At 70.1% G+C, this 2,953-nt stretch carries 3 protein-coding genes; 1 reads left to right on the top strand and 2 read right to left on the bottom strand.

What is annotated here, in order from left to right:
- Nucleotides 1-351 precede the first annotated feature (351 nt).
- Nucleotides 352-951 carry an ArsR/SmtB family transcription factor gene (locus tag ACZ573_RS37520; protein WP_471313220.1) on the bottom strand — a complete coding sequence of 200 codons (600 nt, stop codon included), beginning with the start codon at nt 949-951 and terminating at the stop codon, nt 352-354.
- Nucleotides 952-1,009: 58 nt separating this feature from the next.
- A complete protein-coding gene (locus tag ACZ573_RS37515; protein WP_033226610.1) occupies nt 1,010-1,489 on the bottom strand; it encodes an Lrp/AsnC family transcriptional regulator in 480 nt (159 codons plus the stop codon).
- Between the two features lie 141 nt (nt 1,490-1,630).
- On the opposite strand from ACZ573_RS37515, the gene hppD reads away from it, so the two are divergent.
- Nucleotides 1,631-2,776, top strand: a complete 1,146-nt coding sequence (gene hppD / locus ACZ573_RS37510) for a 4-hydroxyphenylpyruvate dioxygenase (RefSeq protein WP_471313216.1) — start codon at nt 1,631-1,633, stop codon at nt 2,774-2,776.
- Nucleotides 2,777-2,953 lie beyond the last annotated feature (177 nt).

The following is a 2,953-nucleotide window of genomic DNA, read 5'->3' as shown; positions in this document are numbered from 1 at the left end:
CGCCTGGCCGTGACGAGCCCGCACGCGCCGAGCCGAGGAGACCCTCGTGCGGGGCACCGACCCACACCACCCAGCCCCGCCGGCGATTGAGGCGCTCCGCCCCCGCAGGGGCAGCCCGCGCCGTGAACTGCCGAGCACCCGCAGGGGACCGGCCGACGATTGAGGCGACCCACCTCGGCAGGAGGGATCCGTGCCGCCGAGCCGACCGCAGGGCACCCCGCAGGGGCAGCCCGCGCCGTGAACTGCCGAGCCCCCGCAGGGGAGCGGCCGGCGTTTGAGGCGCCCCACCTCGGCAGGAGGGATCCGTGCCGCCGAGCCGACCGCAGGGCACCCCGCAGGGGACCGGCCCCGCTACCCCGAGGCTTTGCGAGGAAAGGCATGCGTGTGGACGCGGACCGCCTTCGTGTCCTGCGAGGCCGGCAGGTCGCGGTAGCTGTTGATCAGGTCGTGCATCTTGTGGATCAGCTCGTGGCTCTGCGCGGGGGTCAGGTGCAGGGTGAAGTCGCTCATGTCCGCACCGCGCCGCCACTCCGTCGGCCAGGTGTGGGCGTCGCCGAGCCAGGTGCTCAGCTCCTGCGTGTGGATCGTCGCGATCTCGTGCAGGAAGAGGTCCGCCGCACCGCGCACGGCGGGGTCCTCGTCGAGCGTCAGCGTCTCGTCGAACGCCGTGCCGTCGTACACGGCCCGCCACCAGCGTTCGCGGCCCTTGCCGTGCTCGGGTGCGTCCTCGACGAACCCGTGCGCCGCGAGCTGGCGCAGGTGGTAGCTGGTGGCTCCGCTCGACTCCCCGAACCGGCCCGCCAGTTGGGAGGCGGTCGCGGGGCCGTCGTGACGCAGCGCGCCCAGCAGGCGGATGCGCAGGGGGTGGGCGAGTCCGCGCAGTGAACGGGCGTCTAGCGTACGGACGTTGGGCTCTGCGGGCCCCGCAGGTGCTACCGGCTCTTCGGGCATGGCTCGACGATAGGCTTGCAAAGACTTGTGTGCAAGGGTTTCTTTGCAACTCCTTTCGTCAGGCCCGGGTGTCGTCCTCCGCCGCCTGCTCCACCAGCGGGATGATCCGCAGCGGTACGGGGTTCTCCATCACGATCGCCGTCGAGGCCCGCACGATCCCCTCGAAGCCGACGACCCGGTCGATCACCCGCTGGAGGTCGGCGTTGGACCGGGCCACCAGCCGGCACAGCATGTCCCCGTGCCCGGTGGTGGTGTGCAGCTCCAGCACCTCCGGCACCCCGTTCAGGTGCGCCCGTACGTCGGCCCCCTGCCCCTGCTTGATCTCCAGCGTCGCGAACGCGGTCACCGGATACCCGAGGGCCGTGGGGTCGACCTGCGGGCCGAACCCGCGGATGACCCCGTTCGACTGGAGCCGGTCCAGGCGTGCCTGCACGGTCCCGCGGGCCACCCCGAGCCGCCGCGAGGCCTCCAGCACCCCGATCCGCGGCTCGCGGGCGAGCAGGACGATGAGCCGGCCGTCGAGTTCGTCGATGCCCATGGATGCCTCCGGGTGCTCACGCGTGCTCGCGGGTGGTCATAGTGCACAGATGTTTCACACAGCCTGCGGTCATCCTGGGCAGTTTGTACAGTCAAACAGGAAACTATTGCGCAGCTTGTGGATCGGCGGGACTCTGCGCTCATGACTGAGACCCTCGACACCACCCCGCACACCGCGCGTGAGGCCGACCCCTTCCCGGTGAAGGGCATGGACGCGGTCGTCTTCGCCGTCGGCAACGCCAAGCAGGCCGCGCACTACTACTCGACCGCCTTCGGCATGAAGCTCGTGGCCTACTCCGGACCGGAGACCGGCTCGCGCGAGACCGCCAGCTACGTCCTGACCAACGGCTCCGCGCGCTTCGTGCTGACCTCTGTCATCAAGGCGACGACCGACCACGGCCGCTTCCTCGCCGAGCACGTCACCGAGCACGGCGACGGAGTGATCGACCTCGCCATCGAGGTCCCGGACGTCCGCGCGGCGTACGCGTACGCCGTCGAGCAGGGCGCCCGCGGGCTGGACGAGCCGTACGAGGTCAAGGACGAGAACGGCACGGTCGTGCTGGCCGCCATCGCGACCTACGGCCAGACCCGTCACACGCTGGTCGAGCGCGGCGGCTACACCGGCCCGTACCTGCCCGGCTACGAGGCCGTCGAGCCGATGGTCGAGCCCCCGGCCAAGCGCACCTTCCAGGCCATCGACCACTGCGTCGGCAACGTCGAGCTCGGCCGGATGAACGAGTGGGTCGCGTTCTACAACAAGGTCATGGGCTTCACGAACATGAAGGAGTTCGTGGGCGACGACATCGCGACCGAGTACTCGGCGCTGATGTCCAAGGTGGTCGCGGACGGCACCAAGAAGGTCAAGTTCCCGATCAACGAGCCGGCGATCGCGAAGAAGAAGTCGCAGATCGACGAGTACCTCGAGTTCTACAACGGCCCCGGTGTCCAGCACATCGCGCTGGCCTCGAACGACATCGTCTCGACGGTCCGCTCCATGCGCGCGGCGGGCGTCCAGTTCCTGTCCGTCCCGGACACGTACTACGACACCCTCGGCGAGTGGGTCGGCGACACCCGCGTGCCGATCGACGAGCTGCGCGAGCTGAAGATCCTGGCCGACCGCGACGAGGACGGCTACCTGCTGCAGATCTTCACCAAGCCGGTGCAGGACCGTCCGACGGTCTTCTTCGAGATCATCGAGCGGCACGGCTCGATGGGCTTCGGCAAGGGCAACTTCAAGGCCCTGTTCGAGGCGATCGAGCGCGAGCAGGACAAGCGCGGCAACCTCTAGCCTCCGGCTCGGCCCGCGGATTCCGACGCGCTGCACGCACCGCTGCGGTGCAGCGCGCGGCGGGTCTTCACGACACGGCCCGAGGGGGGGCCGGGGGGGGGGGGGGGGGGGGGGGGGGGGGGGGGGGGGTCTTCTTGTGAGGGTTGGGCACCCCTCTGCTTTTGGGGGGGGTTCTGC

This window comes from Streptomyces sp. NPDC040545, from assembly GCF_055595065.1.
The sequence above is the reverse complement of the archived record's forward strand: the minus strand, read 5'-3'. Positions and strand labels throughout refer to the sequence as shown.

Excerpts from the sequence above, each read along its gene's own strand:
- ACZ573_RS37515 (WP_033226610.1), bottom strand. The coding sequence starts at position 1,489 with ATGGGCATCGACGAACTCGACGGCCGGCTCATCGTCCTGCTCGCCCGC.
- hppD (WP_471313216.1), top strand. The coding sequence starts at position 1,631 with ATGACTGAGACCCTCGACACCACCCCGCACACCGCGCGTGAGGCCGAC.
- ACZ573_RS37520 (WP_471313220.1), bottom strand. The coding sequence starts at position 951 with ATGCCCGAAGAGCCGGTAGCACCTGCGGGGCCCGCAGAGCCCAACGTC.